Origin of the sequence: Selenomonas sp. FC4001, from assembly GCF_000701565.1 — a bacterium.
Lineage (GTDB): Bacteria > Bacillota > Negativicutes > Selenomonadales > Selenomonadaceae > Selenomonas_A > Selenomonas_A ruminantium_B.
On the sequence record NZ_JNJF01000024.1, the window covers coordinates 1 to 2,893 of the forward strand.

The 2,893-nt window shown below is 37.7% G+C and carries 4 protein-coding genes; all 4 read right to left on the reverse strand.

What is annotated here, in order from left to right:
* Nucleotides 1–70: 70 nt before the first annotated feature.
* Nucleotides 71–460: a hypothetical protein gene (locus tag T320_RS09685; RefSeq protein WP_037355349.1), complete on the reverse strand. Its 390-nt coding sequence runs from the start codon at nt 458–460 to the stop codon at nt 71–73.
* An 87-nt stretch (nt 461–547) separates the two neighbouring features.
* Nucleotides 548–709, reverse strand: coding sequence for a hypothetical protein (locus tag T320_RS14670; RefSeq protein WP_156032804.1), 162 nt, complete (start codon nt 707–709; stop codon nt 548–550).
* A gap of 67 nt (nt 710–776) precedes the next feature.
* Entirely contained in the window at nt 777–1,505 is a 729-nt protein-coding gene (locus tag T320_RS09690; protein WP_037355352.1) for a hypothetical protein, read from the reverse strand.
* Between the two features lie 132 nt (nt 1,506–1,637).
* Nucleotides 1,638–2,483, reverse strand: coding sequence for a hypothetical protein (locus T320_RS09695; protein WP_037355354.1), 846 nt, complete (start codon nt 2,481–2,483; stop codon nt 1,638–1,640).
* Nucleotides 2,484–2,893 lie beyond the last annotated feature (410 nt).

Sequence of the window (2,893 nt, forward strand, 5' to 3'; positions counted from 1 at the left end):
TGATAAAAGGCCTCCTATGATTTGATTATAGTTTATCATAGAAGACCTTATATTTTCGGGGAAAGTTAATTTACAGAGATTTTTTCATACTCTCTAGCGTTTTTGTCAAACTGTCCATCTTTTCCTTAAATTTCTTAACACGGACTTCTACATTATCTTCATCATACATTGGAGCGGTTGCTTGGATCTTCAAGTCTGCAATAATTTCGTCAGCTTTTTCTTGTAGCGTGATTTTTAGCTTTTGCAAAGATTCTTTTACCTGAGCATATACGAAGTCGCGTTCCTCATTTGTTGTGCATATATCCATGGCCCACTGTGCATCATTACGAATCTCATTAACCAACATTTCAAGGGCCTTTTCCGATGTGGAAGCACTTTTCTTCGTCTCATTACCCTCTGAATTCATATAATTTGCAAGTGACCAGCCTGCCAATCCTCCAATTAACAAATTCCAAATCATGATAAATTCCTCCTTATTAATTAATCATGTATCATATTGAACGAGTTTGCGATTAGGGAGCGTTGATCTCCTTTTCCCCGTATGAATTTATTTATTTAGAATATTACCTAATGCTTTGTCTATTACTAGTCCGGCTGCAGTGGTCGTTACGTCACTACCTACAGCACCAACTCCATACCAAACAATGCCGATTTTTGCCGTATCAATACCTATATCCCCTGCGGTTTTAGTAATTTTTTTCTTACACATTATTGATTCATCCTTTCTTAAATTTTAATTGAGTTTGTCATTTATTTTGCTTGTTCGTAAACTATGTTTATAGTTTTACCCATATGGAAATGTGAATCTTTTCATCAAGTTCGTTGTCGATATTGGCTCCCCAAAGCACGCAAGATTCATTATAACCAATTTCTTCACTAACAAGTTCACAGATCTCCTGGATTTCAAACATACTGATATTATCCTCGCTGCCTATGATGTTTAGAACTATAAATTTTCCTGAATGAGCAGGTATATTCATGTCATATAGTTTTTGTAATGCCATTTTTGCAATAACTGATTTATCCGTGGTTGTATTCTGTTCTTCATAGCTGAATGCTAAGCGACTAGGGGGGGATAATAAGGCTTTAATGTCTTCAAGACCGATATCAACGATTCCAGTTTTGGAGTTAAATGTCTCGATGGATTTTATACTTTCGACGATGTAAGTGTATAGTTTTTCTTCGCTTGGAAAATACAAGGGATTAACTATAATTATGGAATTATTTATTTCTATTGGTTCATATGAAATTAGCAATGGGAAAAGCATTATGTTTTGTTGTTTACTGATTTTTACTATTTCCTTGAATTTTTCCAAATCGTGTTCTTCGCTGGCATCTGCCACAAGGAAAATTACATCGATATCTGTCCATTGTGTTCCCTCATGTGGCGAATCATGCAGGGTTAAAGTTGTGTTTCTTAAGTGTTTTTTTAGTTTTGCACTTGTTTTTCCTATGCTTACAACTTGCAGCTTACGTACAGGAATATTATCATCAAATTCAAACATTGTTAATCATCCTCCTATAAAAGTGTATATAGATTATCTTATTTATATAACTGTTTCGATAGTTATATTTACTCATAGTATTGTATAAGAGCCGTTGGCATTAATTCCAATGGCTCTTATAGTTATGTATAGTTAATCAAAGATGCTGGATATTGCGCTGCCAACAAAAAATGCAGCGCCAATACTTGCAACGATAGGGGCTGCACCCAATGCGAGTGCACCACAGGTGGTTCCAGCTATAGCACCGCCTATAGTGGTAGATGCAATTGCAGTAACAACTGTTCCGGTAGCTCCAGCGGCTAGGCTACCAGCAGCGGCAGAGCCGGCACCCGTTATACCACCTTTAGCTGTAGCTCCGGCAACATCGATGACGGCATCGTCCCACTTTTTATTACCCTCGATTACATCATAGATTGAAGATACTGCTTCGATACCACCGCTGACAACAGCGCCTGCCATACCTCCAGTTTTTGCTGCGTTGCCTAAATTAGCCAAAGTGGGCATTTTACCAAGCCCTTTACTCGCTATACGGCTGGTGGTTTTTGAAGAGATTCCACTGGATTTAACTCTTTGGGTGGTTTTGCCAGCGGCATCAAGGACACGATTGACTTCTCGTGCTGTTTCTTCGGTACCGTACACTGTTGTTTTGTTGTACTTACCATTGATGATTTGTTTCGCTGTTTTCCGTATTCCGGAGTTGCTAATAGTGTCTTTCAGTTGACCATGCATTGTTATCTGTCCATTACTGTTGGTAGCAATAACATCTTTCATGGTAGCTGTAGTAGACTTTGTGAGATGAGCGCTATTGCTGTTTAAGACATTGGAAATGTTGTATTTGTCACAGAATAGTATTTCATGTACATGTCCCTTTAATTGAGGGCATTGTCCAGCTCTTTCAAGTGCTCTGGTAATTACGCTGGCTTCGTAAGCTTCGTTACTAAGACCTCCAAGCATACGCGATGATTTTTTTCTTTTCATGGTTAAATCCTCCTTAGAATCATAAGTGGAGGAGGGGCCCTCCAGCTTGCGTATCAGTTGATATAAGGTGTTCATTTTTCAGATTTTGGGGGATCTCTCATAGCATTTACATCCTTTCTTGAGGTGATTTTATTCTATTGAAATAAATACCATATTTTATATTGTTTATTTGGGCAGATTTTTCATTATTGCACTGGCAACTTGTTTAGGATCAATCTTTTCCATGCAGTGTGTTATTATTGAGATACCTATATTGACAGCTGGCTCTTTTATGTTTGCTAGTGGTGATGGTCGTCCAATTCTTATATCGGCATATGTAGAGACCCCCATAAGTTAGACCAAGAAATCTAACTTATGGGGGTCTTTTTATGGCAAAATATAGTGCAGAATTTAAATGTAAAGTAGTCCAA